The sequence below is a fragment of the Deinococcus aerophilus genome (assembly GCF_014647075.1).
Taxonomy (GTDB): Bacteria; Deinococcota; Deinococci; order Deinococcales; family Deinococcaceae; genus Deinococcus; species Deinococcus aerophilus.
On the sequence record NZ_BMOM01000004.1, the window covers coordinates 32,501 to 56,683 of the forward strand.

The window sequence follows — 24,183 nt, forward strand, 5'->3', positions numbered from 1 at the left end:
ATCCGGCAGTTTAGCCTGCCCGACAGTGAGGAAAGGAAGGAAAGGCGCAGTGCCCGGCGAAGCGGGCGGGGCCCTGCTACAATCCGCCGCGTGCGCCTGAAGCTTGTCGAGACCACCGATTCCCGCGTCTATGACGACGCTGTACAGGGACTGCCGATCACCAGCGCGCTGCAGGGCTGGGGCTACGGTGAGGCCCGCCGCGCGCTGGGACAGACGCCGGTCCGTTACCTGATCACGCAAGGTGGCCGCACGGTGGGGGCGGTCCAGCTGATCCGCAAGCGGCTGGTGCCGGGGTTCAGCACGCTGTATGCGCCGCGTGGTCCGGCGCTGGAGACTCTGGATCTGCTGCCCGAGGTCGCCGCCGCCATCAAGGCCGTGGCGCGTCCCAGCGACGCCGTGCTGAAGATCGAGCCGCCCGTTCCCATACCGGCCGACGGCAGCGCGATCATTCCCGAGGCGTATGGCCCGTTTCGCCGCGCCGAATCCGAGCAGCCGGAGCACACCATCGTGGCCGACCTGACCCGCAGCGAGGACGAGCTGTTTGCCGGGCTGCACAGCATGGCCCGCCGCAACGTGCGCACCGCCCAGAAGCTGGGCGTGGTGGCCGGCCGCGACGACGACTTCGATGCGTTCTGGGAGATCTTCACGGCCACCAACGAGCGGGCCAAGCTCGGCGCGTTTCCGCGCAGGTACTACGAGACCATGCTGCGCGAGGGCAACGCCCACGGCGGCGAAGCCTACATCGTGCTGTCACGCCATGAGGGCCGGGCCCTCGCCGGAGGCTTTTTTCTGGCGATGGGTACGGGCACGTCCTACCTGTTCGGCGGCAGCGTCCGCGATGACCGTGTGGACGCTGCGGGCCAGCCGCTCAAGGACGCCAAGGCTCCCGATGCCTTTTACTGGAACGCCCTCCTGGACGCCAAACGGCGCGGCTACCAGCTGTTCGACTTCTGGGGCATTCCGCGCAAGCTGGACGAGGAGAAGCATTCCTTTGGCGTGTTCAAGATGAAGCTCAAGTTCAGCGAGCAGCGGGTGTGGTACCCGGCCTATGACCTGCCCCTGAACGCCGCCGCCCCCGCCATCGTGAAGGCCCTGCGCTGGCGCAAGACCCAGAACAACAAGCGCAAGCGCGGCAGCGCCGACGACGTGCTGTAACGGGGGCGACCTGCCCCACCTCAGGGTGTGGGCTTGTCATCCTTGATGTAACACGCCTTGGCCTTGCCGGGCACCGGGTCCGAACCCCACTCGGCCACCGTGCAGCGGAAGCCGTCGGTGGTCAGGCCCGACAGGTAGCGGCCGGCCGCGCCGAAGGCCACCTGCTTCTGGCCGCTGAACTTGCATTCCTGACCCTCCAGCACGCAGAAACGGTAGCCGGCCGGTCCGGTGGGAGGTGGGGTCTGGCCCGTTGCGGACGTTCCCGCTGAACCGGAGGCCAGCGCCACGCCCAGTTTGCCCAGGGCTCCGGGCAGGTTGATGACGCCGTAGCCGGTCTGGTTGTCCTTCTTTCCCTTGTTCGAGGCACTTTGAAACAGCGCCTGCTTGAGGTCGGGGACGCTGCTGCCCGGCTTTGCGCCCATCATCACGGCCACCGCGCCGGCCACGATGGGCGCGGCCTGCGAGGAACCGGAGAGGACGCCGTACTTCCCGCCGGGAAAGCTGCTGGTGATGGCCACCCCCGGCGCAGCCACGTCCGGCTTGATGAAACTGCCCTCGATGGCTCCGCTCCACTTCACCGGGCCGCGGCTGCTGAAGGAGGCCACCTTGCCCCCGGTGTCCACCGCCCCCACCCCCACGGCATCGGGAATGTTGCCAGGGCTGCCGGTGCTGCCCGGCTGCGGGCCAAAATTACCCACGGCGAACACCGGGACCACCCCGGCCCGCAGCATGTTCTGTACCGGTACCACGAAGGCGTCGGAGGTGCCCGGCAGGCCCAGGCTCATGCTGACCACATTCGCCCCATCGTCGGTATCGGCATTGTTGTCGGGGTCAAGGACCCACTGCATCCCGGCGATCACCTGCGCGAAGGTGCCCTCGCCGCCGGGCAGCACCAAGGCGCTGATCAGCCGGGCCTCCGGGGCGATGCCCACCGTCTTGCCGACGAGCAGGCCCGCCGTGTGGGTGCCGTGCTGCTCGCTGTCGTGGGGTTTGCTGCCGGTCACGCGGTCCCCGTTGGCATCGAACTCGGCAAAGGCCATGAGTTTGCCCTTCAGCTCTGGATGCGAGGCGTCGATGCCGGTGTCGAGGTGCCCGATGCGGACGCCGCTGCCCTTGAGGCCGGCGGCCCAGGCCTGTGGAGCGCCCACCGCCCGCAGGGGGTCGGGCGTGCCGGTGGGCGCACTGGCCGCGCTGAGGGCCTTGACTGTGGAGGCCTGCACCTTGGGAAGCTGCACCTTGAAGTTCTCGAACACCTCGTCGACCACCGGCAGGGTCGAGAGCTGCAGCGCCTGTACCGGCGAGAGCTTGAGGTACACCGACTGGTAGAGCCACAGCTCGGCGCCGCCGCGCTTCATCGCGGTGTTCACGAAGCCGGCCTTTGGTCCTAGGGCGGCCAGGGTGTTCTTGAGCTGCCGCCGCAGCGCCTTGAACGACTGGCGACCCTGGGCGTTGTCGGCGTCGCTGAAACCGAAGCGGACGATCACCCCGGTGGGAGCGTTGTCGTGGGCCCGCACCTTGTCGAGCAGGCCGGCGGACAACCGTCCCGCCGAGGCGCCGGTCAGGCCGGTCAGGGCCAGCAGGCCGGAGAGCATCAGGAGTCCACGTTTCATCTTCCCCCACGCTAGGCGCTGGGGGCTGACCTGTCTTGAATTGCCCGTGAGGAAGGCTTAAGGGGCAGTCAGCGTGGCGTCATGAGGAGGGAGAACGGGGGGGGCGTGGGCAGGCGCCTTCCCCCAGGGCCCGGTCAGGACCGGTCGGTCAGGCCGTGTTTGAGCACCGCCGCGAGTTCGCGGGTGCCGACCGCCTGCAACTCGTCAAGTTCAGCGGCCACGGCCCGCAGCGCCGCCCGGACCGCCTCGGCGTCGCGGGCCTGCGGGCCGCTCAGGCGGTGCACACACGCCTGCACGCTGAAATGGGCCTCGGGCAGCCCGGCGAGCTGGGCCCCGGCCCCGGCGTGCCGCGCCCCCAGCAGCGCGCCGAGCATGCCGACCTCCTCGCTGCGGCGCATCAGCTCGCGCTGAAAGGTGCGGTCCTTGATGCCCGTGATCACGTCCCACGCCGCGTCGGACAGCGCAGTCTGGGGTGAGGCGGGCCGGGCCGCCTCCACGCTCAGGGTCTCGCCGGCGCGCCACAGCCGCGTGAACAGGCCCTGGCGGCCCTCCATCCAGTGGGTCTCAAAGTCGCGGGCATCCTCGATGAGGACCTTGAGCCGGGCGAAGGGAGCGTCGGCGGACACACGCGGTCCGTCGGGCAGGGTGCCCCACATGCTCAGGCCGCGGTCATCAGTGGCGCGCATGACCTCGTAGGCCGCCGAGATCTGCGCCGCTCCGTCGCTCAGGTGGGCGGTTACATGTCCATCGGTGAGCAGGGCGATGTCGCTGCCCTCGTCGCGGCGGACCACGCGGGCCTCGTGGCGCAGGTGGTGCAGGCCCAGGCCCCAGCGGTCATGGGCAAGCTGCAGCGCCGCCGTCAGGGCCGTGTCCAGCTCGTCGCCGGACAGCTCGCCTCCGGCGTTCAGCGTCCGGAACTGCGGCGGCAGGCCCGCGCTGCCCAGCAGAGCGTCGAAGGCGGTGAAAGGGTCGGAGGTCGTGCGGGATTCCCGGCTCTGTTTGACTCGTGCCATAAGGGCTCTATTCTGCCCTGAACAGAGCGGGAGGATGGCAACCCAGGCACAGCGCGTGAGCATGACGGGCGAGCCGGCAGGGTCCGGGCCACGGATGGAGACCGGCAGGCCAGGGCAGCTGATCCCCGGATTCCACCTTTATTTCTGTTCCTGACGTTCCGCCCACCGCGCCGCGCCGATCAGTCCGGCGTCTGCCCCCAGTTCGGCGTGGACCACCCGGGGCTGGTAACGCGGTGGAAAGTGCGCGAGCTGCCCGCGCACCCGTTCCAGATACCCGGCCCGCAGCCCCACGCTGCCGCCCAGCGCCACGGTGGTGACGCCCAGCAGCGCGGCCACATCGGCGATCTTCCATGCGATCAGGGCGGCTGAGCGGCGATAGGGGGTGTCGGCCTCAGGGTTGCCCGTCTCGGCGGCGTCGGCCAGGGCGCGGGCATCGTTCAGGCCCAGCGCCCGGGCCTGAAGCCCCAGCGCGGTGCCGCTGGTCTCGAATTCCAGCGGTCCCAGCCGTCCCAGCGCAGCGACCTCTGTGCCTTCTCCCCAGGCGGCGGGCACGCTGACAAACCCCAGTTCGGCGTCCAGGCCGTTGCCCACCAGATGCAGCCGCCCGCCGAGCACCAGTCCGGCTCCCACCCCGGTGCTGACGGTCACGAACATGAATTCACGGGTCCCCCGGCCCGCCCCGGCCACGTACTCACCCCAGGCGGCGGCGCGGGCGTCGTTGAGCACCGCGCACGGCAGGCCCAGCCCCGCGTGAATGGCCTGGGCCAGGGGCACGTCGGTCCAGCCGGGAAAGGTGTGGATGGCGGTGGCGGTGACCTTGCCGCCGGCCACCGCGCCCGCACAGGCCACGCCCACCGCCGCCGCCGCAGGGGCCAGCGGGGCAGCCAGCGCCTGAGCCGCGCCGATCACAGCGTCCGGGGTGCTGGGCTTGGGGGTGCGGACTTCCCGGCGCTCAACGATGCGGCCAGCCTCAATCACCGCCGTCCGGATGGACGTGCCGCCAATATCGAGGGCGAGCAGGGCAGGGGAAGGGGTATCAGAGGGCACAGGGCATTACAGCACGCGGCTGTGGAGGCGCGGCGCGCGTACTCTGGCCCCCGATTTACGGCAGCCGCGCCAGCAGGGCACTCAGTGAATCGCCTTCCAGCCGGTACGCGCCCAGACGGGCAGGCAGCAGCAGAGTGTCCAGCGGTCCCAGGGACCACGTCTCTCCGCCCGCGATGACCCGCCCCTCGCCGTGGATCACGGTCAGAACGTGAAAGCTCTCGCCCCGCGTATCGAGGTCCATCCCTTCCGGTCCGGACCGCAGGTCTTCCAGCACGAAATACCCGCTGCGCACCCGCTCGCGGCGCTCGCCGGGGGACAGGGGGGCGCCGGCCTGGACCCGCGCCGTGCGGGGGGCCGTCACGGCGGCGCTCTGGGTGAGGTGCAGGGCACGCCCCGCGCTCGCCGGACGGTCCCAGTCGTAGACGCGGTAGGTCGTGTCGCTGGTCTGCTGCACCTCATACAGGAACAGGCCCGGTCCCAGCGCGTGCAGGGTTCCGGCCGGCACCAGGAGCGCGTCGCCTGACTGGACTCCGTGGTAGGCCGCGTGGTCCATCACCTGTCCGGACAAAATCGCGTTCCGCAGGGCCAGCGCCTGGGTGCCCTCCCTGACTCCCGCGATCACGCGGGCCTGCGGCGCGGCGTCCAGGATGTACCACGCCTCGGTCTTGCCCAGCTCGCCGGGGCCGACCAGTTGCGCGGCCTGGGCGTCGTCCGGATGAACCTGCACGCTCAGCCACTCGGCGCAGTCGAGCAGTTTGATCAGCAGCGGAAAGCGGATGCCGTGGGCGCGGCGGCCCAGCAGATCACCGCCGTGTTCGCGGGCGAGGTCACCCAGGCGCTGGCCGTCCAGGGGACCGCCCTGCACCCGGCTGTCCTCGTGCACCATCCACGCCTCACCGAGGGGCGAGCCGTCCTGAGCACGGCCCAGACGGGTTCCGCCCCACACCCGGGCGGCGGTGGAGACGCTCAGGCGCAGCGGGTGCGTCAGGGCGTTCATGCTCAGCGGTTGGGGCGGCGCACCGCCGCCATGATCAGGGCGAAGGCGATGATGACCGTCAGGTAGCTGATCAGCGAGGCGGCGGGGCTGAACAGCGGGTTCAGCACGTCCAGCGAGAACTTGTAGATGGCGAACGGCACCGCCCAGCCCAGGGCGAAGTAGACGGCGCGGCGCAGAAAGTCGGGCGTGACGGCGGCCATCGGGAAGTAGCGCATGGGCACCAGCATGGCCGGAATCAGCAGCAGCTGCGCGAGATAGAACCAGACCGGCAGCCGCGCAAAGCCGTATTCCAGGCCGCCAAAGACGACGTTCAGCGCGGCGATGATGAGACCGGTCACCAGGGCGGTGCGGGGCAAGAAGGCATTCACACCCGGCATGCTGCCACAGCGGGGCGTGGCAATGGTCCATTCCGGCCTGGAGTTCGGCAGTCCGCTGTGTACACGGACCAGGCCCTCACCGTTCGCCGGGGGCCCTCACACACCATCGGGTGGCCCGGGGGGGGGCAGGACATCAACAAAATGTTCCACTGTCGGGAACGGGTCATAGAAATAGAACGGCAGCAGTTGTGTGCGCCACAGTTCATACTCGGAGCTGTGGCGAAAGCCGACGGTATGGTCCTCCACAGTGTTCCACCACACGAGCAGGGCGTAGCGGTGGTCTTCTTCCACACCGCGCTGCAACTCGTGGCGGATGTAGCCCTGCGTGCCGGTCAGCAGGGGCAGCGCCGCCGTGAAAGCCGCCTCAAACTCGGCCGTCTGACCGGGGCGGATGGGCAGCAGTGCGAGTGCCAGGACCATGCTTGCCTCTTGTGTACTGGGGAGAAGGGAGTGAAGAGGGCCGGGAAAGGAGGACAGGGCATCTGACTGCCCCCGGCGGGGCCTGTGTCCATGTGGTTCTCTTCGGAGTATAGACCGGGCCCCCATGATTCGGCCGTGCCGGAAAGAGGGGCTGGAAAGTTGGAACGGCACGGCGCGGGTGGCACCATGCGGAGCAGGCTTTTCCAGAGCGGAGCTCACTCTGGACCATGTGAAGGGAGGGGCCCAAGGTGCTGGCCCCTCCCGGAAGTGAAGTCGCTGCAGCGTGTCCGGGGTTCAGATGCGCCCAGGCGCAAACTCTCCCTGGCGGCGCTCGGCCCCCAGGCCCGCCACGATCATGTTCTGAACACGGATCCACGCGCGGGCGCTGGCCTCCACCACGTCGGTGGCGACGCCCAGACCGTGCAGGAGCGTCTCGCCGTGGCGGGCGCTGACGCTGACCTCGCCCAGCGCGTCGCCGCCCTGCGTGACGGCCTGGATGCGGTAGCTCTCCAGGGTGGGGCTCATGCCGGTGATCTTGTTGATCGCCTGGAAAGCCGCCTCGACCGGGCCGTCGCCGTGGGCGGTGGCGTCCACCGGGCCGTCGGGCGTCTGCAGCCGCACAAAGGCCACCGGGGTCATGTTCATGCCGGACGTGATCTGGAAGCCTTCCAGGCTGAAGGTCTGCGGCACGTCGCTGCGGGCGTCCACCAGGGCGCGCAGGTCGTCGGCGAAAATCTGGCCCTTGCGGTCGGCCAGGTCCTTGAAGCGCCCGAACAGGTGCTGGACCTTGTCGTCGGGCATCTCGGCGTAGCCCAGATCGGTCAGCGCCTTGCGAAAGGCGGCCCGGCCCGAGTGCTTGCCCATCACCAGCACGGCGGCCTCGCGGCCCACCAGCTCGGCATTCATGATCTCGTAGGTCTCACGCGCCTTGATCACCCCGTCCTGATGAATGCCCGATTCGTGCGCGAAGGCATTGTCGCCCACGATGGCCTTGTTGGGCTGCACCGGCATTCCGCTCAGGCGGCTGACCAGCCGGGAAGCGCGGTACAGCTCGCGGGTGCGGATGCCGGTCTGGTAGCCGTAGTGGTCGGCGCGGGTGTGAAAGGCCATCACGATCTCTTCCAGGCTGGCGTTTCCGGCCCGCTCTCCGATGCCGTTGATGGTGCACTCGATCTGCCGCGCTCCACCCTCGGCCGCCGCGATGGAGTTGGCGACCGCCATGCCCAGGTCATCGTGGCAGTGGCTGCTCAGGATGACGTGCGCGGGCAGTTCGCCCTTCAGGTAGGCAAACAGCTCGCGCATCTCCTGGGGCGTGGTGTAGCCCACCGTATCGGGAATGTTGATGGTGGTGGCCCCCGCTTCTACCGTCGCCTTGAAGATCCGGCTCAGGAAGGCCCAGTCGCTGCGGGTGGCGTCCTCGGCGCTGAATTCCACGTCGTCCACGAAGGACCGGGCCAGCGTCACAGCCTGCACGGCGCGCTCGACCACCGCGTCGGGTTCCAGGTTCAGTTTTTTCGCCATGTGGATCGGGCTGGTGGCGATAAAGGTGTGGATGCGGGGTTTCTCGGCCGCCTCGACTGCTCGGGCCGCCGCCTCGATGTCGGCCCGTCCTGCGCGCGCCAGTCCCGCGATGATCGGGCCGCGCACCTCCCGCGCGATGCGCGAAACGCCTTCCAGGTCGCCGGGGCTGGCGATGGGAAACCCGGCCTCGATCACGTCCACGCCCATCTTGGCCAGCTGATGCGCAATCTCGAGCTTCTGTGAGTGGTTCAGGGCCACGCCGGGAGACTGCTCGCCGTCCCGCAGGGTGGTGTCAAAGATGCGGATGCGGTCGGTGCTCTGCGGCTGAACACTCTGTGGTTGAGCACTGTGCGGCTGGGTCATGGCAACTCCTGTACGGCTGGATCGAGAAACGGGCCGGAAGACGAACAAAGCAAAGCCCCCGAAGGGAAGTTCCTCCGGGGGGCTGGGGCGGCCTGACTTCCTGGCCGTTCACTCCACCGGAGGACGGATAAGAAGAAGCAGGCCGAAACTGGACATGGAGTGACTGTACCGGCTGACGGGCCAGACTGACAAGAGGGTCGTCTAGCCGCAGGCTGCCTTAGACTTCCAGTTCCTTCTTGGAGATGAAGGGCATCATGTCGCGCAGTTCCTTGCCCACGGTCTCGAGCTTATGGTCGCGCATCTTGGAGCGCTGCTCGTTCATGTAGGGGAATCCGTTCTCGGCGTCATCGATGAACTTCTGGGCGAAACGGCCCTGCTGGATGTCGGTCAGCACGTCCTTCATGGTGGCCTTGGTCTCATCCGTGATGATGCGCGGGCCGGTCACGTAGTCGCCGAACTCGGCGGTGTTGGAGATGCTGTGGCGCATGCCCTCGAAGCCCTTTTCGTAGATCAGGTCCACGATCAGCTTGACCTCGTGCAACGTCTCAAAATAGGCGATCTCGGGCTGGTAGCCGGCTTCTACCAGCGTCTCGAAGCCCGCCTGGATCAGGTGGGTGACGCCGCCGCACAGCACGCTCTGCTCGCCGAACAGGTCGGTCTCGGTTTCTTCCTTGAAGGTCGTTTCCAGCACGCCCGCACGGGTGCAGCCGATGCCGCGGGCGTAGGCCAGCGCGATCTCACGGGCATGGCCCGTGGCGTCCTGTCCCACGGCGAAGATGCCCGGCATGCCGGCGCCGTCGGCGTACACGCGGCGCAGCATGTGGCCCGGCCCCTTGGGGGCAACCAGGAACACGTCCACACCGCTGGGCGGCTTGATGCGTCCGAAATGCACGTTGAAGCCGTGCCCGAAGGCCAGCGCCTTGCCGTCACTGAGGTGGGGGGCAATGCTCTGCTCATAGGTCGCGGGTTGCTGTTCGTCGGGAATCAGCAGCATCACCACGTCGGCCTCGCGGGTAGCGTCCTCGATGCTCGCCACGCGCAGCCCGGCCTGTTCCGCCTTGGCCTTGCTGGAGCTGCCGTCGCGCAGGCCGACCACGACATTGAAGCCGCTGTCGCGCATGTTCTGGGCGTGGGCGTGCGCCTGCGAGCCGTAGCCGATGATGGCGATCAGTTTGTCCTCGATGGGGGCGGTGTCCACGTCGCGGTCGTAATACATTTTTGCTGCCATGTGGGGGATTCTCCTACAAAATTGTGGGCTGGCGGGGAATGTGGGCTAGGGGAGAGGCGGGTGGGCAGGGGTATCTCCGCTGACAGCGGGCCGGTTGCGGCTGCCCTGGGTGTGCTGGAAGTGCCCCGACTGGCGGGCAAATTCCACACCCGCTCCCGAAGCCGGGCGCCGCAAAAAGTGGGCCGCCCCACCACGGAGCGGCCCACCAGAACATTTGGGAAGGTACAGAACCCGGCTCAGGCCTGCTGCACTTCCACCATCTCGCTGGCCTCGACGATGTCGCCGACCTCCACGCCGTCCCAGTCCAGGTTGATGCCACACTCGTAGCCGCTCTGAACCTCGCGCACGTCGTCCTTGATGCGCTTGAGGCCCACCAGCGTGCCCTCGTAGACGGTTTCCTTGCCTCGCGTGACCTTGGCCTTGGCGTTGCGCTTCAGGCTGCCGTCGGTGACATAGGACCCGGCGATGTTGCCGAAGCGCGGGTGCTTGATGACCATGCGGACCTCGGCGCGGCCCAGGTACTTCTCCTCGAACACGGGCTCGAGGTTGCCCTTGATCAGGCGGTCGACCTCGTCAATGAGTTCGTAGATGATGCGGAAGGACTTGATGTCCACACCCTTGTTGTCGGCGATCTTGGTGACGCTGCCGGGGGCCGTGACGCTGAAGCACAGGATGGTCGCCTCGGCGGTGCCGGCGAGCAGCACGTCGCCCTCGGTGGGAGCGCCGATGCCCGCGAGCATCACGTTGATCTTGACGTCCTCGGACTCCTTGCGGGCCAGGATGCCCTGAATGGCCTCCACGCTGCCCTGGGTGTCGGCACGCAGAATCAGGTTGACGGTGCGCACGCTGCTCAGCGGCCCCATCATCTCTTCCAGGGTCAGTTTGCGCTGCACCTGGGCGTTCTCGGCGTCGCGGCGGTCGCTGGCGCGGCCGGCGATCACTTCACGCGCGGCGTGCTCGTTCTTGGCGCTGCTGACCTTCTCGCCGCTGGTGGGCACCTCGCTGAAGCCCAGGATCTGCACCGGGGTGGATGGGCCCGCTTCCTTGATGCGCGCTCCGGCGCTGTCGGTCATGGCCTTGATCTTGCCGTAGTTCTCGCCCACGACCAGGAAGTCGCCGACGTGCAGCGTGCCCTCCTGGACCATCACGGTCGCCAGCACACCGGCCTGCTTGTCCACCTTGCCTTCGATGATCACACCTGCGAACTTGCCCTTGGGATCGGCGCGCAGATCCTCGAGCTCGGCATTCAGGCTGATGTACTCCAGCAGGTCCTCGACGCCCTCGCCGGTCTTGGCGCTGACCGGCACCACGATCAGGTCACCGCCGTATTCCTCGGGCACGAGGTTGAGCTGCGTGAGGTCCGTCTTGACCTTGTCGGGGTTGGCCTGCGGCAGGTCCATCTTGTTGATGGCGATGATCATCGGCACCTTGGCGGCCTGCGCGTGCGCGATGGCCTCGCGGGTCTGCGGCATCAGCGAGTCGTCGGCGGCAATCACGATGATCGCGATGTCGGCGACGTTGGCCCCGCGCGCCCGGATGGTGGTGAAGGCCTCGTGGCCGGGCGTGTCGATGAACACGATCTTGCCCTTGGAGGTCTGGGCCTCAAAGGCGCCGACGTGCTGCGTGATGCCGCCCGCTTCCTTGGCCGCCACCCGCGTCTTGCGGATGTAGTCCAGCAGCGAGGTCTTGCCGTGGTCCACGTGACCCATGATCGTCACGACCGGGGCGCGGTGGGGCACCTCGCTGGCCGCGGCGGTTTCCTGCCGGGTCTGGGTGGCCGTCTGGCCTCCCGCCGCTGCACTCTGCGTGCCCTGGGACGCGGGCGCGGACGGCGCGGCGGCAGCTTCGTCGCTCTGGGTGATCGGGGCGCTGGACTGCGCCGACGTTCCGCCGCCCGCAGCGTTCTCCTCGTCCACAATCTGCCGGATCAGTTCGACCGTATCTTCCTCGATGGTGCTGCTCACGCTCTTGTAGGACACGCCCAGACCATCCAGGATTTCCAGCATTTTCGGATTTTCAAGTCCCAGCTCTTTGGCCAGGGTATAAATTCGGACTTTCGACATCGCTCACCTCCGGTGAGGGCCGCGCGGGCCGTGGTGGCGGCGCGGCAGGGGGTTCTAGGACCTTGTCATGATGTGGTTTGCCAGAAGTGTGCAGTTGGGCCGAGAGGGCACCCGCCTGCGCGCCGAACGCCCGGCGCAGCCGCTTGTCCTGCCAGCAGGCAGGACTGTCGGCGCACACATACGCGCCGCGTCCGCTGCGCTTCCCCGCCCGCAACGCCCACACGCCGCCTTCACGCGTGATCCGCACGAACTCGTGCTGGGGCCGCTTGCGGCGGCAGGCCACGCAGGTGCGTTCGGGCACGTGACGCCCGGGGTGTGGGGGCTGGAGCGCGGCGGCGTTCAAGGCTTACTCCTGAACGTCTTCCGGGCTGGCGGTGGCCACCGACTTGCTGTCCTTGAACAGCGCGTCGAAGGCCGACTGGGCCACGTCGGCCTCGCGGCCTTCCTGCTCGTCCTGCAGCGCCTGCTGCATGGCGGCGTCCAGATCACTGATGGCCGCCGTCTCGCGCAGGTCGATCTTGAAGCCGGTCAGCTTGGCGGCCAGACGCACGTTCTGTCCACCCTTGCCGATGGCGAGGGACAGCTGATCGGGCGTGACCGTCACGGTGGCTTCCTGGCGGTCGGCGAGCACCTCGATCAGGCCCACCTTGGCAGGAGACAGCGCGTTGCGGATGAAGTCGCGGGTGTTGGCGTCCCACAGAATCACGTCCACGCGCTCGCGCCCGAGTTCACCGGTCACGGCCTGAATGCGGTTGCCGCGGTGGCCGATGCACGCGCCGATGGGATCAACGTTGCTGTTGTGGGAAAAGACCGCGACCTTGCTGCGCTGCCCGGCCTCGCGCGAGATCGCCTTGACCTCCACGATGCCGTTGGCGACCTCGGGGATTTCCTGACGCAGCAGGTAGTCGAGCAGTCGCTCGTCGGCGCGGCTGGCGAGGATGGTCGGCCCCTTGGGGGTCTTGCGGACCTCCTTGAGGTAGATCTTGACGCGGTTGCCAGGAGTCAGCTTCTCGCCGGGGATCTGCTCGCGGGGGGGCAAAATCGCCTCGCCCGCGCCCAGTTCCACGAACCAGTTGCCCTTGTTGTCGCTGCGGACCACCTGCGCGGTGAGCACCTGGCCCTCGCGGTCCTTGTACTCGTTGAAGACCACGTTGCGCTCGGTTTCGCGCATTTTCTGGGTCAGGGTCTGCTTGGCAGCCTGCAGCGCGATGCGCGAGAACTTCTCGCGGTCCACCGGGAACTCCATCTCCATACCCAGTTCCACGCCGGGATCGAGTTCCAGCGCGTCGGCCAGCGAGATCTGAAGATGCTCGTCCTCGATGACTTCCACGACCTCGCGCACGACGAGCACTTCCAGCTCGCCGCTCACGGGGTCGAGGTGAACCTCGATGCGCTTGTCGGGTTCCACGTTGCGGGTGTAGGCCTGGGCCAGGGACTGCTCGAAAGCCTCGATCAGCTGCAACTCGTTGATGTTGCGGGCCTGCGCCACTTCACGCAGCGCATCGGCAAAATTGAATTCTGGTTGGGTCATCTCACTCTTCCTTTGTCCTTCGGTTGTGGGACGAGGTCGTCCGGTGTGGCGGTCCTCAGCGGTGGCGGTCGGGAAACTCGGCCAGGTGGGCGCTGAAGGTTCCGGCCTGCAGGGTCACGGGCTCACCGGCCACGTCGAAGGTCACGGCCTCGCCGTCCACCCCCGTGATGGGCGCGGTAAAGGCGTGACCCTCTGCGCGCACACGGGCCTTGAGGCCCACCATGCGCTCAAAGTGGCGGGCGCGCAGCAGCGGCCGCTTGGCTCCCGGCGACTCGAATTCCAGGCGGTACTCGCCGGCAATCGGGTCCACGCGGTCAAACTCGGCCTCGGCCGCGCGGCTGGCGCTGGTCAGGTCGTCCACCGTGACCGGCTGTTCGTCCAGCCGGTCAATGCGGACGAGCACGATGGGCTGACCGCCTGCATTCTGCAGCTGCACTTCGAGCACCTCGAAGCCCAGCGATTCCACCCCCCGCTGCGCGATGGCCTGCAGGGCGGCAATCTGTGTGTTCGGCTGACCTTTGGTGCTGTCCGGTGCGGTGCCTTTTGAGTTGTGGGTTGCGTTGTTATTCATATTGTGTCGGCCCGGCCTCTGTTTCCATCCGCCTGCAGCGCTGTGAACCACCCCCTCCACGAAAAAAGGTGGGCCGTCACCCACCCCTCGTTCGAGGAATTTCCTCCCTAGTATACCCGATATGGCGTTGTGGGCGGGAAATGGATTACAAAAGGCGCGAAAAACTGCCCCGGATAGGTGCTGCAGGCTTCCGCCCTGAATCTTCCGTATTTTACCGTTCAGCAGCCCCGGATTGTCCGTTCTGCCGCGCGTAGTCCCGGCGGATCATGGCGTTGCCGCGCGCCATTCCGAAGCGGGCGTAAAACGGCACCAGTTCATCGTCGCAGGCGGTGTCGATCGTGTACAGGCCACCGAGCTGCGCGAGCAGATGCTCCATCAGCCGGGTGCCCAGGCCCTGACCGCGCCACCCGGCGCGCACTTCCAGCAGCGGGATATAGGCGCTGAGCACGCCGTCGCTGACCGCGTTCACAAAGCCGATCACCTGCCTGTCCTGGACTGCCAGGACGATGTGGGAGGACCCGGACAGCAGCCGGTGCAGTGTGTCGGGGGTAGGCGGCTGGGGCCAGCCCTCGAAAAAGCCGGTGAGTTGGGCAGCGCAGATGCCGTCCAGCGTGGTCTGAAACGCCACCGTGGGGTGTTCGGGCATGGCGTTACTCTGAAGCATGGACACTGCCTAAGCATCTGCCATCTGGCGCAGCGGCGAGCGCGTGCCTAGATTGTCCGTATGCCCGACCCGACGCCCCAACTGTTTACTCCCCTCAAGCTGGCGGGCCTGACGCTGCCCAACCGGGTGGTGGTCTCGCCCATGTGCATGTACAGCGCGCGAGGTGGCCTCGCCAACGACTTTCATCTGGTTCACCTGGGACAGTACGCACTCGCCGGGGCAGGCCTGATCTTCAGCGAGGCCGCCGCCGTCTCACCCGAGGGCCGCATCAGCCCCGAGGACCTGGGCCTGTGGGCCGATGAGCATATCGTTCCGCTGGGGCGCATCACCGATTTCGTGCATGCCCAGGGAGGCCGCATCGGCGTTCAGCTCGCGCACGCCGGGCGCAAGGCGAGCACCTACGCGCCGTGGCGCGGCAAGGGCGCGGTGGCCCATGAGTATGGCGGCTGGGCCGTCGTGGGCCCCGACACCCGGCCCTACGCCTCCTCGTTCGCCACGCCCAATGCCATGACCACCGAGGACATCGCCCGCACGGTCCGGAACTTCGTCTCGGCCGCCCAGCGCGCCGAGATGGCGGGCTTTGACGCCGTGGAAATCCACGCCGCGCACGGGTACCTGCTGCACGAGTTCCTGTCCCCGCTGTCCAACTCGCGTGACGACCAGTATGGCGGCTCCTTCGAGAACCGGGTGCGCTTCGTATTGGAGGTCACGCGGGCGGTGCGGACGGCGTGGCCGACCCACAAGCCGTTGTTCGTGCGCCTGAGCGCCACCGACTGGGCACCGGGCGGCTGGGACGAGGAACAGACGGTGGCGCTCGCCCGCCTGCTGGCGACCGAGGGCGTGGACGTTCTGGATCTGAGCAGCGGCGGCCTGACCCCCGAGCAGCAGATCACTCCCGGGCCCGCGTACCAGTTGCCCTTCGCGGCGGCGGTCAAGCGGGCGGTGCCGGACCTGACGGTCATGACGGTGGGTATGATCGATACGCCCGAACGCGCCGAAACGGCCCTGCAAGACGGCCACGCCGATCTGATCGCCCTGGCCCGTCCCTTCCTGGGGGACCCGCACTGGGTGCAGCACGCCGCGCACCGCATGGGAGTGCCGTTTGACCCGGTGCCGCAGTACGCACGCGGCACCCGCCTGGACTGATTGCCGGGCCGCTGGTGCCCGGTGGGTTAGCCGTAAACCGGCAACTCGTCGGTAAAGCGGCCGTCCAGCAGGTGCAGCGTCCGGTCAGCGTAGGCGGCCAGACGCTCGTCGTGGGTTACCAGCAACACGCCCGCGCCGTCCTCGCGGGCCAGGTTCAGCAGCAGACCCGCCACGTTGACGGCGTTGGCCCGGTCCAGGCTGCCGGTCGGCTCGTCGGCCAGCACCACCGCCGGGCGCGAGGCCAACGCGCGGGCCACCGCCACCCGCTGCCGTTCGCCGCCGCTGAGGACGCCGGGCATGGTCCTTTCCCGCCCGCCCAGGCCCACCCGGGCCAGCAGCGCATGGGCGCGGGCAGGATCGTCCTGACCGGCCAGGCGGCAGGGAATCATCACGTTGTCAAGCACGTTCAGGTCTTCCAGCAGGTAGTGGTGCTGGAACACCAGCCCGACCCGTCCGGCCCGGCGGGTCGCCCGGCGCTGGGTATCGAGCGTATCGGCGCGTTCGCCGGCCCACCACACCTCGCCGCCCTGCGGCACGTCCAGACCGCCCAGCAGGTGCAGCAGGGTGCTCTTGCCGCTGCCCGAGGGACCGGTCACCGCCACGACCTCGCCGGGCCTGACCTGCAACGACACGCCGTGCAGCACACTCAGGATGCCAAAGCCGTGGCGGATGTTCACCGCCTCCAGGGCAGGGGGGGCGTCGGGCAGACAAGCGTGGGGCAGGGCGGTCACGGGGGCATCTTATCCATGCCGGTATGAAGGCTCTGCGCAGAAGGCCGCGAATCATGAAGATGGCGAGCGGAGCAGCCCCGGTAGAGACATGGCTCCCGGTTGGGGGGGGGCACTTCACGCTAACCTGCGTGGTGATGTCTCGGTTGGACGATTTGAAGCGGAACCCCCTGTTCCAGAATGTGCCCGAGGAGGCGCTGCGTGACGCCGCCCGCGTGGTCACGCAGCGTCACTTCGCCGCAGGCGAGATCGTGGTGGCGCAGGACGCGCAGGGCGAGGCGCTGCACCTGCTCACCTGCGGCGTCGTCCGCGTGAGCCGGGTCAGCACGGTGGGGCGCCAGCGGGTGATGGGTGAGGTCTATGCGCCGGGAGTGATCGGCGAGACGGCAGTGCTGAGTGGCAGGGAGCGCAGCGCCACGGTGCAGGCGCTGGGTGAGGTGACCACCCTGATGCTGCACCGCACCCATTTTCAGCAGCTGCTGCAGCGCCATCCGCAGGTGCTGTGGAACCTCAGCGTGATGCTCGTGGAGCGCGTGACCTTCCTGAACGATGAGCTGATCGCCTTTGGCCTGAACACCCAGGCGGCCCTGAGCCACGTCTTCCTGCACCTGTACCGTCAGCGGCTCGCGGCGGGCGTGCCGGAGCCGGCGACCCTGCCCCTGAGTACCACCGACATCATGCAGCGCATCTCGTCGAGCCGCGAGACGGTCTCTCGGGTGATGCGCACGCTCGCGGGTCTGGGGATGGTGCAGGCGACGCCCAACACGGTGGTGCTGCTCGACCCCGAGGGTCTGGGCGACCTGACCTTGGAAGAGGCCGACCCGGCAGAGTGAGCCGGCAGGAGAGTGCGCCGGCAGGTCGGGGCGGCACGCTATCCTGCCCGTCATGCGAATGGTACGGGTGCAGCAGGGTGGGCAGGCGCGCTGGGGTGAACTGAGCGGCGACGAGATTCATTTTGTGGACGGGCTGGGCGGCGCACGAACGGGGGAGGGGGTGCCGCTGGCCGGGGCCGCGCTGCTGCCCCCCGCGGAGCCGACCAAGATTGTGTGCGTCGGGCGCAATTACCTCGACCACATCCGCGAGCTGGGCAACGACAGTGGGGACCTGCCCCGTGAACCGGGTCTGTTCCTCAAAGGCCCCAACGCGCTGGCCGAACCCGGCGGCACCGTGGACCGGCCCGACTGGACCCAGAACTTTCATTTCGAGGGCGAGCTGGCCCTGGTCATCGGGCGGCGTGCCGCGCACCTGAGCCCCGAGACTGCCCTGGCCCACGTTGCGGGCTACACCTGCGGTCTGGACCTGACGGCGCGTGACCTGCAGAAGACCGACCTGCAGTGGTTCCGTGCCAAGGCCGCCGACCGCTTCTGTCCGCTGGGGCCGTGGATGGAGACCGAGCTGGACCCGGCCGACCTGCGGGTGCAGACCCGGGTGAACGGAGAAACGAAACAGGACAGCCGCACCAGTCTGATGATCTTCAACGTCGTGGACATCCTGACCTACGTAACCCGTTTCGTGACCCTGGAACCCGGCGACGTGGTGCTGACCGGCACACCGGAGGGGGTCGGCCCGCTGCAATCCGGCGATACGGTAGAAGTCGAGGTCGAGGGCATCGGAACCCTGACAACCCACATCGGCTGACCGTCTGGGGCGCGGGCGGTCTATGCGCCGCCCGTGGGCCCCGCCGCGTGCCTGTTACGCTGAAGCCATGACGGCGGCGGGGGAGACGGTAACGGTGGGCATCCGGGAGATGGGCGTGCGCGCCCGGGCAGCGGCGCGGACGCTGCGCTCACTGCCCACCGGGCGCAAGGTGCAGGTCCTGCAGGCCATCGCGCGGGAATTGCGGGCGCGGCAGGAACCCATTCTGGCGGCCAATGCCCACGATGTCCGCGCCGCCCTGGACGCGGGTGTGCCCGAGCCCATGGTCGCCCGGCTGCGCCTGGACCGCGCCTCGCTGGAGGGCATCGCCGCCGACGTGGAGGCTGTCTCACGGCTGCCTGACCCGGTGGGTGAGCGCACGCCGGCGCAGACCCAGCCCAGCGGCATTCGCGTGTCACAGCGGCGCGTGCCGCTGGGTGTGCTCGGCGTGATCTATGAGTCGCGCCCGAACGTGACGGTGGATGTGGCCGCGCTGGCCCTGATGAGCGGCAACGCGGTGATACTGCGGGGCGGCAAGGAAACGGTTCACAGCAACGCCGCCCTGGAAGAGGCCATCCGTGCCGCTCTGGTCGCGCTGGATCTTCCGGAGGCCGCTGTTCAGGTGATTCGCGACCCGGCGCGCGAGCGCATGCGGGAACTGCTGCGGCTGGACGATCTGGTGGACGCCATCATTCCGCGCGGGGGAGCGGGGCTGCACCGCTACTGCGTGGAAAACGCCACCGTGCCCGTGATCGTGGGGGGCATCGGCGTGGTTCATCTGTACCTGGACGCCTCGTTCACCCGCGACCCGGCAGACGTGCAGCGGGCCGCCGAGATCGTGGTGAACGCCAAGGTGCACAAGCCCAGCGCCTGCAACGCCCTGGACACGCTGCTGGTGGACCGCGAGGCGCTGCCCGCCCTGCCCGCCGTTGCCCGGGCCCTGCTCGAACACGGCGTAGATCTGCGGGCCGACCCCGAAGCGCTGAGCGCCCTGCAGGACGCGGGCTTGCCCGCCCGCCCCGCTGCCGCTGCCGACTACGGCACCGAGTTCCTGGCCCTGACCGCCAGCATCCGGGTCGTGGCCGGACTGGATGAGGCGCTGGATTTCATCGCCGCGCACGGCAACCACACCGACGTGATCCTGACCCGTGACCCGGCCCAGGCCGAGCGCTTTGTGCAGGACGTGGACAGCGCCGCCGTGATCGTCAACGCCAGCCCGCGCTTCAACGACGGCGGCCAGCTGGGCCTGGGGGCCGAGGTCGCCATCAGCACGCAGAAACTGCACGCCCGCGGACCGATGGGCCTGCGTGAGCTGACCACCACCAAATGGGTGGTGATGGGGGAGGGGCAGACTAGGCGGTGAGGGCTCAGGAAGGACGCGGGGGATGAAGAAGGGGAACTGCGGTATGCCCGTGCAGTCCCCTTCTTCATCCCTGGACCGCGAGGTCTAGACCCCCAGCGGGACGTCTACACCCAGCTCGGCGAGCACCGTGCGGATCGCCTGAGCGTCAATACCAGCGCGGGCGTGCACGCTCTCCACGGTGGCATGTTCCTGGAACTCGTCCGGGATGCCCAGCAGCCGCACCGGCACGCTCAGCCCCATCTCGTTGAGGGCCTCGAGCACCGCGCTGCCGAAGCCCCCGACCACGGTGTTGTCCTCGACGGTGATGATGGCGCGGGCGCGGCCGGCCACCTCACGCAGCATCTGCAGGTCCAGCGGCTTGACAAAGCGCGCGTTGACCACGCCGACCCCGGGCAGGTCCTGCACGGCGGCCAGAACGTATTCCAGCGCCTTGCCGCCGGCCAGCACGACCACCTCCGATCCGTCCTTGAGCGCCTCCCACTTGCCCCATTCCAGGGCGGGCCAGGTGCCCTCAGGAACCTTCACCGTGTTGCCCCGCGGATACCGGATGGCAAAAGGCCCGTCGTGTTCCTGGGCGTATTTCAGCATGGCGCGCAGCTCGGTGGCGTCGCGGGGCAGGCCGATGCGGACGTTGGGAATGCCGCGCAGGTAGCTCAGATCAAAGACGCCGTTGTGCGTGGAGCCGTCGGCCCCCACGATCCCGGCGCGGTCAATGGCGAAGGTGACGTTCAGGTTCTCGATGGCCACGTCGTGCAGCACCTGGTCGTAGGCCCGCTGCAGAAAGGTCGAGTAGATCGCCACGATGGGACGCAGGCCCTGCAGGGCCATGCCGGCGGCGGTGGTCACGGCCACGTCCTCGGCGATGCCCACGTCCAGGTAGCGGTGTGGGTGCACCTTGCTGTACCCCACCAGCCCGCTGCCCTCGCGCATGGCCGGCGTGATCACGAAGGTGCGCGGGTCCTGCCGGGCCAGTTCGGTCACGGCGTCCCCGAAGGCCGCGCTCCACGAATACGCGCTGCTGGGCTTGAAGTCGCCGGTTTCCGGATCGAACTTGCCCGGGCCGTGCCAGTAGATCGGGTCGGCCTCGGCGTAGCTCAGGCCCTTGCCCTTGCGCGTCACCACATGCAGGATGGTCGGGCCGTCCAGATCAACCAGACGCTCGATCAGCCACACCAGTTCCTGCACGTTGTGCCCGTCCACCGGGCCGACATAGCGCAGCCCCATGGCGGCAAACGGGTTGACGCTGGCCGGGTCGAAGAAGTGGCGCGTGCTGCTCTTGGCCCGGCTCATGAATTCGGCGAGCGGTTTGCTCACCGCCTGCACCGCCTTCTTGCCGGCTCCCTCACCTTCCTGGAACCACTTCTGGACCTGTAGGCCGCGCATGAACTTGTTGATCGCGCCGACGTTCTCGGAGATGCTCATCTCATTGTCGTTCAGCACGATCAGCATCTTGCGGCCCAGGTCACCGATGGTGTTCAGGGCGGCGAGCGCCATTCCGCCGGTCAGCGAGCCGTCGCCGATCACGGCGGCCACCTGATGGTTCTGGCCCAGGGCGTCGCGCGCCATCGCCATGCCCAGCGCATTGGCCAAAGAGGTGCTGGCGTGCCCCACGGTGATGGCGTCGTGTTCGGATTCGCTGACCTTGGTAAAGCCGCTCAGGCCGCCCTCTTTCTTGACGCTGCTCATCTGACCCCGGCGTCCGGTGAGCATCTTGTGGGCATAGGCCTGATGGCCCACGTCGAACAGGATGCGGTCGCGCGGACTGTTGAGCACGTAGTGCAGCGCCACGATCAGATCGGTGGCCCCCAACGAGGAGGCGAGGTGCAGGCCGCCCACCGAGCAGACCCGCACGATCTCGTCGCGCAGTTCCTGGGTCAGCGCGGGCAACTCGTCGCGCGAAAGCTGTTTGAGGTCCGCAGGGTTGTTGACACGGTCGAGCAGGGGCGTGCCGCCCTGCAGGCTGTATTTCTGGATATCGGTCATGTTTTAGCGCCCTCCCGGGGTGGTGAAGTTGCGCCGCACCAGCAGCAGGCCCTCGGGGGTGCGGACCTCACCCACATACGGCGTGAACCACAGCTGCTGGGTGGCGGGAAACAGACCGCCCACCGTGTCGCTGACCTGACGGGTCACGACCCACACGTCAAACTTGCCGGCGGGCGTGTCCACGGGACGCCGTTCTTGCACGGTGTAGCTGTAGTTCAGCGTGCCCTGCGCCTGCACCTTGCCGTCGTCTCCGCTGATGGTCACGCCGCTCTGGCCGCGCCAGTTCAGGCCCACTTTCCACCCGGTCTCGGCCGGGTATTCCAGCCACGGGGGATCGAGGCGCACGTTCACGCCCGGCTTGCGCAGGCCCAGCAGCTGCACGCCGGCGGCAGAGAAGGTCCGGTACCACGTCTGGTCCGCGCCGCGTCCGGTGAGCTGCAGCGCGTCGGCGTTCTGTCCGGCATAGATGGTCGGCCCCAGCGTCCGCAGCACGTAGGGCGTGGTGGTGGTGGGCTCTCCTTCCAGCAGATACGACCAGCCCAGCCCCGGCTCGTGTGGATAGAACGACACCGCACTGACGGGAGTGCTGGCCTGAACCGTCGGTGCTGGGCCGCTGGTGCGGGGCGCACAGGACCCCAGTGCCAGCACGGCCCACACCCCCACCGCCGCACGGCCCACACCAGAGACCTGAGAAAAACCTCGCATATGTTCCAGGGTAACGCGCGCCATCGTGCCTATTCTGTCAGCAAACCTGAAGTCGGGCGTCCCGCTTTGGGATGAAGGGGAGCCCGCCAGCGGGGCTGGCCGCCGCTCTGAACGGAAAAAAGCCCCCCACCGGGTGGGGGGATCGCCGGGGTTTCCGGCCCATCTTTAAGCTTTCTGCAGGCTCGCGCGGAGTAGAGGCCGCTCGGCCGTGTTTTGGCTGCAGTTCAGCCCTGTTTTCCGGCGTCGCCGCCGACCTTGGCCTTCAGCGCTGCGAGCGCGTCGTCGATGTCGCGATCGCGGCCCAGGTCACGCAGCTGGGCGTCGATGTCGTTTTCCGAGCGCAGTTCGGTCATGGCCTTGTTGCGGTCTTCCATGCCCGCCACCCGCTGCTCCATCTCGTCGAAGGCGTCCATGGCGTTGCCCGCCTTGCCGAAGCCCGACACCCGGTCCAGCGTCTCCCCGGCCTGGGCCGTCTTCTGCCGCGCCGCGAGCAAAGACTTCTTGGACTCCATCTCGTCGATCTTGGCTTCCAGCGCCCGCAACTGCGTCTTGAGCTGGTCGATGGTGCTCGACTGCAGGGCACTCTGTTCATCGAAGCCCCGGGCGAGGTCCTTGGAGTTCTGGGCGCGGCGCAGCGCCTCGCGGGCGAGGTCCTCGCTGCCGCCGCGCAGGGCCTCCTCGGCCTTTTTCCCGTACTCGTCGGCCAGCCGGCGGTTGGTGCCCGCCTCGCGTTCCAGCCGGGCATTCTGGCTCATGGCCTCGGCGACCTCGCTGCGGGCCTCGGCGTAGGCGGCCCGCATGTCGCGCAGGGCCTGATCGATGATCTTGGCGGGGTCCTCGGCCTTGCTGATCATGTCATTGACGTTGGCGCGCAGCAGACGGGACAGACGATCAAGAATACTCATGGTGTTTCCTCCTGGAAAATTGGCGAGACCACGCCCATTCCACGGTTCAGGCGTTTGTGTGTCTGTTACGCACTGTGCGCCGCTCCGGTTGCCGCCGTCATCCCCAGGCCACCACTTCTTAAGATTGCCTGAAGACCAGAGTAAAGACCAGAGAAGAGGCCTCCGCCGCTGCGGAGCGGTCATGGAGGCCTCTTTCCGGCGCACTCAACCTGTCTGGCCGCTCAGATCTGGCCGCTCAGAACACGATGGGCTTGAGGCCGATGCTGTCTGCGCCGCAGGCCACCGTGAGGTTGCTGCCTGCCGGCGTCACCGTGCAGCCCAGCGAGCGCAGGCCCGCGAGCGGGAAGATCAGGTTCTGGCCGTCGGTGGCCGGGGCGAGCGGCAACTCGACCGTGCCCCCCTCGGTGCCGGCATTCTTCTGGCCCACGGTAACGGTCAGCGCCGGGCCGTCCTCGGTGGTCAGGCGGAACTTGCCCGCGCCCAGGCTGGTCACGTTGACCACGCCCGCCAGATCACGGCCCAGCACGTAGGGCTGTCCCTTGATCACGCCCGCCGGCGCAGCGGGTTTGGCCGCCGAGGCCGCCGCCTTGCCCTGAGCCGCGTCCACCACGATCAGGCTTTCTTTGTCGTTCAGGGCGCTGAGCAGCACGAAGGCTCCAACCGGGCCGCCGGGTGTCTCGGTTACCAGCAGCGTGCTGGACTTGGCCGCGGTCTTCCAGCTCCCCACCGTGCGCCCGCTGAGCCGGCCGCTGATTATGGGCCGCAGGGTGGACGCGCCGCTGCCCACGTACAGGCACACGGCGCTCGGGCTGAGTTTCAGGGCCGCCGGGCACGAGATGATCTGGCCCTTGATGGCGGCGCTGATCTCGACCGCCACGGCGCTGGCGGCGCGGGCGGTCGCCGCCGAGGTCGTCGCCTTGGAAGCGGCGGAGGTGCCCTGGGCGTGGGCGGGGCCGCTCAGCGCGGCGGCTCCCAGGGCCAGGCACACCAGCGCCTGCGTGGCGGTACGCAGGGGGGTGGCGCGCAGACGGATCGGGCGCGGGGGGGACCATTGAAAGGACATATGGGCGCATCCTAAGCGCCTTGTATGAGCGTGGACTTTGAGGGCCCTGACCGGTGCGGGGAGAGCGGCCCCGCCTCCGGACGTGAGGTCGTTCA

Annotated in this window: 23 protein-coding genes; 5 read left to right on the top strand and 18 right to left on the bottom strand. The window is 68.2% G+C overall.

Going from position 1 to position 24,183, the window contains the following annotated elements; translation table 11 throughout:
* The first annotated feature begins 90 nt into the window (after positions 1-90).
* Complete coding sequence (locus IEY21_RS03620) at positions 91-1,155, top strand: lipid II:glycine glycyltransferase FemX (protein WP_188901470.1); 1,065 nt, start codon at positions 91-93, stop codon at positions 1,153-1,155.
* A 20-nt stretch (positions 1,156-1,175) separates the two neighbouring features.
* Here the strand turns inward: IEY21_RS03620 and IEY21_RS03625 are convergent, their stop codons facing one another.
* From IEY21_RS03625 to IEY21_RS03685, 13 genes are all read right to left on the bottom strand, one after another.
* The gene (locus tag IEY21_RS03625) at positions 1,176-2,765 is read right to left on the bottom strand and encodes a S8 family peptidase (protein WP_188901472.1); all 1,590 of its coding nucleotides are present in this window, start codon (positions 2,763-2,765) and stop codon (positions 1,176-1,178) included.
* 134 nt (positions 2,766-2,899) lie between these two features.
* A complete protein-coding gene (locus IEY21_RS03630; protein WP_308424814.1) occupies positions 2,900-3,778 on the bottom strand; it encodes a DNA repair protein in 879 nt (292 codons plus the stop codon).
* Between the two features lie 138 nt (positions 3,779-3,916).
* Entirely contained in the window at positions 3,917-4,825 is a 909-nt protein-coding gene (locus tag IEY21_RS03635) for an ROK family protein (protein WP_188901474.1), read from the bottom strand.
* Between the two features lie 55 nt (positions 4,826-4,880).
* On the bottom strand, positions 4,881-5,822 hold the full coding sequence (locus tag IEY21_RS03640; RefSeq protein WP_188901476.1) for a type I phosphomannose isomerase catalytic subunit: 942 nt from the start codon (positions 5,820-5,822) through the stop codon (positions 4,881-4,883).
* 2 nt (positions 5,823-5,824) lie between these two features.
* Positions 5,825-6,190: a hypothetical protein gene (locus tag IEY21_RS03645; RefSeq protein ID WP_188901478.1), complete on the bottom strand. Its 366-nt coding sequence runs from the start codon at positions 6,188-6,190 to the stop codon at positions 5,825-5,827.
* Positions 6,191-6,295: 105 nt separating this feature from the next.
* Positions 6,296-6,619, bottom strand: a complete 324-nt coding sequence (locus IEY21_RS03650; RefSeq protein WP_188901480.1) for an antibiotic biosynthesis monooxygenase family protein — start codon at positions 6,617-6,619, stop codon at positions 6,296-6,298.
* A 294-nt stretch (positions 6,620-6,913) separates the two neighbouring features.
* Entirely contained in the window at positions 6,914-8,503 is a 1,590-nt protein-coding gene (locus IEY21_RS03655) for a 2-isopropylmalate synthase (protein WP_229752856.1), read from the bottom strand.
* A gap of 217 nt (positions 8,504-8,720) precedes the next feature.
* Positions 8,721-9,731 carry a ketol-acid reductoisomerase gene (gene ilvC / locus IEY21_RS03660; RefSeq protein ID WP_188901482.1) on the bottom strand — a complete coding sequence of 337 codons (1,011 nt, stop codon included), beginning with the start codon at positions 9,729-9,731 and terminating at the stop codon, positions 8,721-8,723.
* Between the two features lie 236 nt (positions 9,732-9,967).
* Positions 9,968-11,794, bottom strand: a complete 1,827-nt coding sequence (gene infB / locus IEY21_RS03665) for a translation initiation factor IF-2 (RefSeq protein ID WP_188901484.1) — start codon at positions 11,792-11,794, stop codon at positions 9,968-9,970.
* Complete coding sequence (locus IEY21_RS03670; protein ID WP_308424816.1) at positions 11,748-12,095, bottom strand: YlxR family protein; 348 nt, start codon at positions 12,093-12,095, stop codon at positions 11,748-11,750. Before IEY21_RS03670 ends, infB begins: the two co-directional genes overlap by 47 nt.
* 45 nt (positions 12,096-12,140) lie before the next feature.
* Positions 12,141-13,325, bottom strand: coding sequence for a transcription termination factor NusA (nusA, locus tag IEY21_RS03675; protein ID WP_188901488.1), 1,185 nt, complete (start codon positions 13,323-13,325; stop codon positions 12,141-12,143).
* Positions 13,326-13,380: 55 nt separating this feature from the next.
* Positions 13,381-13,896, bottom strand: coding sequence for a ribosome maturation factor RimP (gene rimP / locus IEY21_RS03680; protein WP_188901490.1), 516 nt, complete (start codon positions 13,894-13,896; stop codon positions 13,381-13,383).
* Between the two features lie 211 nt (positions 13,897-14,107).
* Positions 14,108-14,560 carry a GNAT family N-acetyltransferase gene (locus IEY21_RS03685; RefSeq protein ID WP_229752858.1) on the bottom strand — a complete coding sequence of 151 codons (453 nt, stop codon included), beginning with the start codon at positions 14,558-14,560 and terminating at the stop codon, positions 14,108-14,110.
* Positions 14,561-14,620: 60 nt separating this feature from the next.
* Here IEY21_RS03685 and IEY21_RS03690 point away from each other — a divergent pair, with 60 nt between their 5' ends.
* Entirely contained in the window at positions 14,621-15,706 is a 1,086-nt protein-coding gene (locus tag IEY21_RS03690; RefSeq protein WP_188901492.1) for an NADH:flavin oxidoreductase/NADH oxidase, read from the top strand.
* A gap of 26 nt (positions 15,707-15,732) precedes the next feature.
* On the opposite strand, the gene IEY21_RS03695 is transcribed toward IEY21_RS03690, so the two are convergent.
* Positions 15,733-16,437: an ABC transporter ATP-binding protein gene (locus IEY21_RS03695; protein ID WP_229752859.1), complete on the bottom strand. Its 705-nt coding sequence runs from the start codon at positions 16,435-16,437 to the stop codon at positions 15,733-15,735.
* A gap of 152 nt (positions 16,438-16,589) precedes the next feature.
* Between IEY21_RS03695 and IEY21_RS03700 the strand changes: the two genes are divergently transcribed.
* From IEY21_RS03700 to IEY21_RS03710, 3 genes are all read left to right on the top strand, one after another.
* Positions 16,590-17,267, top strand: a complete 678-nt coding sequence (locus tag IEY21_RS03700; RefSeq protein WP_308424815.1) for a Crp/Fnr family transcriptional regulator — start codon at positions 16,590-16,592, stop codon at positions 17,265-17,267.
* A gap of 52 nt (positions 17,268-17,319) precedes the next feature.
* Positions 17,320-18,072 (top strand): fumarylacetoacetate hydrolase family protein, encoded by a 753-nt coding sequence (locus tag IEY21_RS03705; protein WP_188901496.1) that lies wholly within the window; start codon positions 17,320-17,322, stop codon positions 18,070-18,072.
* A 67-nt stretch (positions 18,073-18,139) separates the two neighbouring features.
* Complete coding sequence (locus IEY21_RS03710) at positions 18,140-19,432, top strand: glutamate-5-semialdehyde dehydrogenase (RefSeq protein WP_188901498.1); 1,293 nt, start codon at positions 18,140-18,142, stop codon at positions 19,430-19,432.
* 84 nt (positions 19,433-19,516) lie between these two features.
* On the opposite strand, the gene dxs is transcribed toward IEY21_RS03710, so the two are convergent.
* From dxs to IEY21_RS03730, 4 genes are all read right to left on the bottom strand, one after another.
* A complete protein-coding gene (gene dxs, locus IEY21_RS03715) occupies positions 19,517-21,415 on the bottom strand; it encodes a 1-deoxy-D-xylulose-5-phosphate synthase (RefSeq protein WP_188901500.1) in 1,899 nt (632 codons plus the stop codon).
* Positions 21,416-21,418: 3 nt separating this feature from the next.
* Positions 21,419-22,120, bottom strand: coding sequence for a hypothetical protein (locus IEY21_RS03720; RefSeq protein ID WP_188901502.1), 702 nt, complete (start codon positions 22,118-22,120; stop codon positions 21,419-21,421).
* Positions 22,121-22,344: 224 nt separating this feature from the next.
* The gene (locus tag IEY21_RS03725; RefSeq protein WP_188901504.1) at positions 22,345-23,025 is read right to left on the bottom strand and encodes a PspA/IM30 family protein; all 681 of its coding nucleotides are present in this window, start codon (positions 23,023-23,025) and stop codon (positions 22,345-22,347) included.
* Positions 23,026-23,260: 235 nt separating this feature from the next.
* A complete protein-coding gene (locus tag IEY21_RS03730; protein ID WP_229752860.1) occupies positions 23,261-24,088 on the bottom strand; it encodes a hypothetical protein in 828 nt (275 codons plus the stop codon).
* Positions 24,089-24,183: the final 95 nt, after the last annotated feature.

What these genes read in the sequence shown, in the direction of transcription:
- IEY21_RS03725 (WP_188901504.1), bottom strand. Translation starts at nt 23,025, where the DNA reads ATGAGTATTCTTGATCGTCTGTCCCGTCTGCTGCGCGCCAACGTCAAT.
- IEY21_RS03650 (WP_188901480.1), bottom strand. Translation starts at nt 6,619, where the DNA reads ATGGTCCTGGCACTCGCACTGCTGCCCATCCGCCCCGGTCAGACGGCC.
- IEY21_RS03640 (WP_188901476.1), bottom strand. Translation starts at nt 5,822, where the DNA reads ATGAACGCCCTGACGCACCCGCTGCGCCTGAGCGTCTCCACCGCCGCC.
- rimP (WP_188901490.1), bottom strand. Translation starts at nt 13,896, where the DNA reads ATGAATAACAACGCAACCCACAACTCAAAAGGCACCGCACCGGACAGC.
- IEY21_RS03705 (WP_188901496.1), top strand. Translation starts at nt 17,320, where the DNA reads ATGCGAATGGTACGGGTGCAGCAGGGTGGGCAGGCGCGCTGGGGTGAA.
- ilvC (WP_188901482.1), bottom strand. Translation starts at nt 9,731, where the DNA reads ATGGCAGCAAAAATGTATTACGACCGCGACGTGGACACCGCCCCCATC.
- infB (WP_188901484.1), bottom strand. Translation starts at nt 11,794, where the DNA reads ATGTCGAAAGTCCGAATTTATACCCTGGCCAAAGAGCTGGGACTTGAA.
- IEY21_RS03655 (WP_229752856.1), bottom strand. Translation starts at nt 8,503, where the DNA reads ATGACCCAGCCGCACAGTGCTCAACCACAGAGTGTTCAGCCGCAGAGC.
- IEY21_RS03630 (WP_308424814.1), bottom strand. Translation starts at nt 3,778, where the DNA reads ATGGCACGAGTCAAACAGAGCCGGGAATCCCGCACGACCTCCGACCCT.
- nusA (WP_188901488.1), bottom strand. Translation starts at nt 13,325, where the DNA reads ATGACCCAACCAGAATTCAATTTTGCCGATGCGCTGCGTGAAGTGGCG.
- IEY21_RS03710 (WP_188901498.1), top strand. Translation starts at nt 18,140, where the DNA reads ATGACGGCGGCGGGGGAGACGGTAACGGTGGGCATCCGGGAGATGGGC.
- IEY21_RS03690 (WP_188901492.1), top strand. Translation starts at nt 14,621, where the DNA reads ATGCCCGACCCGACGCCCCAACTGTTTACTCCCCTCAAGCTGGCGGGC.
- IEY21_RS03625 (WP_188901472.1), bottom strand. Translation starts at nt 2,765, where the DNA reads ATGAAACGTGGACTCCTGATGCTCTCCGGCCTGCTGGCCCTGACCGGC.
- IEY21_RS03730 (WP_229752860.1), bottom strand. Translation starts at nt 24,088, where the DNA reads ATGTCCTTTCAATGGTCCCCCCCGCGCCCGATCCGTCTGCGCGCCACC.
- IEY21_RS03685 (WP_229752858.1), bottom strand. Translation starts at nt 14,560, where the DNA reads ATGCTTCAGAGTAACGCCATGCCCGAACACCCCACGGTGGCGTTTCAG.
- dxs (WP_188901500.1), bottom strand. Translation starts at nt 21,415, where the DNA reads ATGACCGATATCCAGAAATACAGCCTGCAGGGCGGCACGCCCCTGCTC.
- IEY21_RS03720 (WP_188901502.1), bottom strand. Translation starts at nt 22,120, where the DNA reads ATGCGAGGTTTTTCTCAGGTCTCTGGTGTGGGCCGTGCGGCGGTGGGG.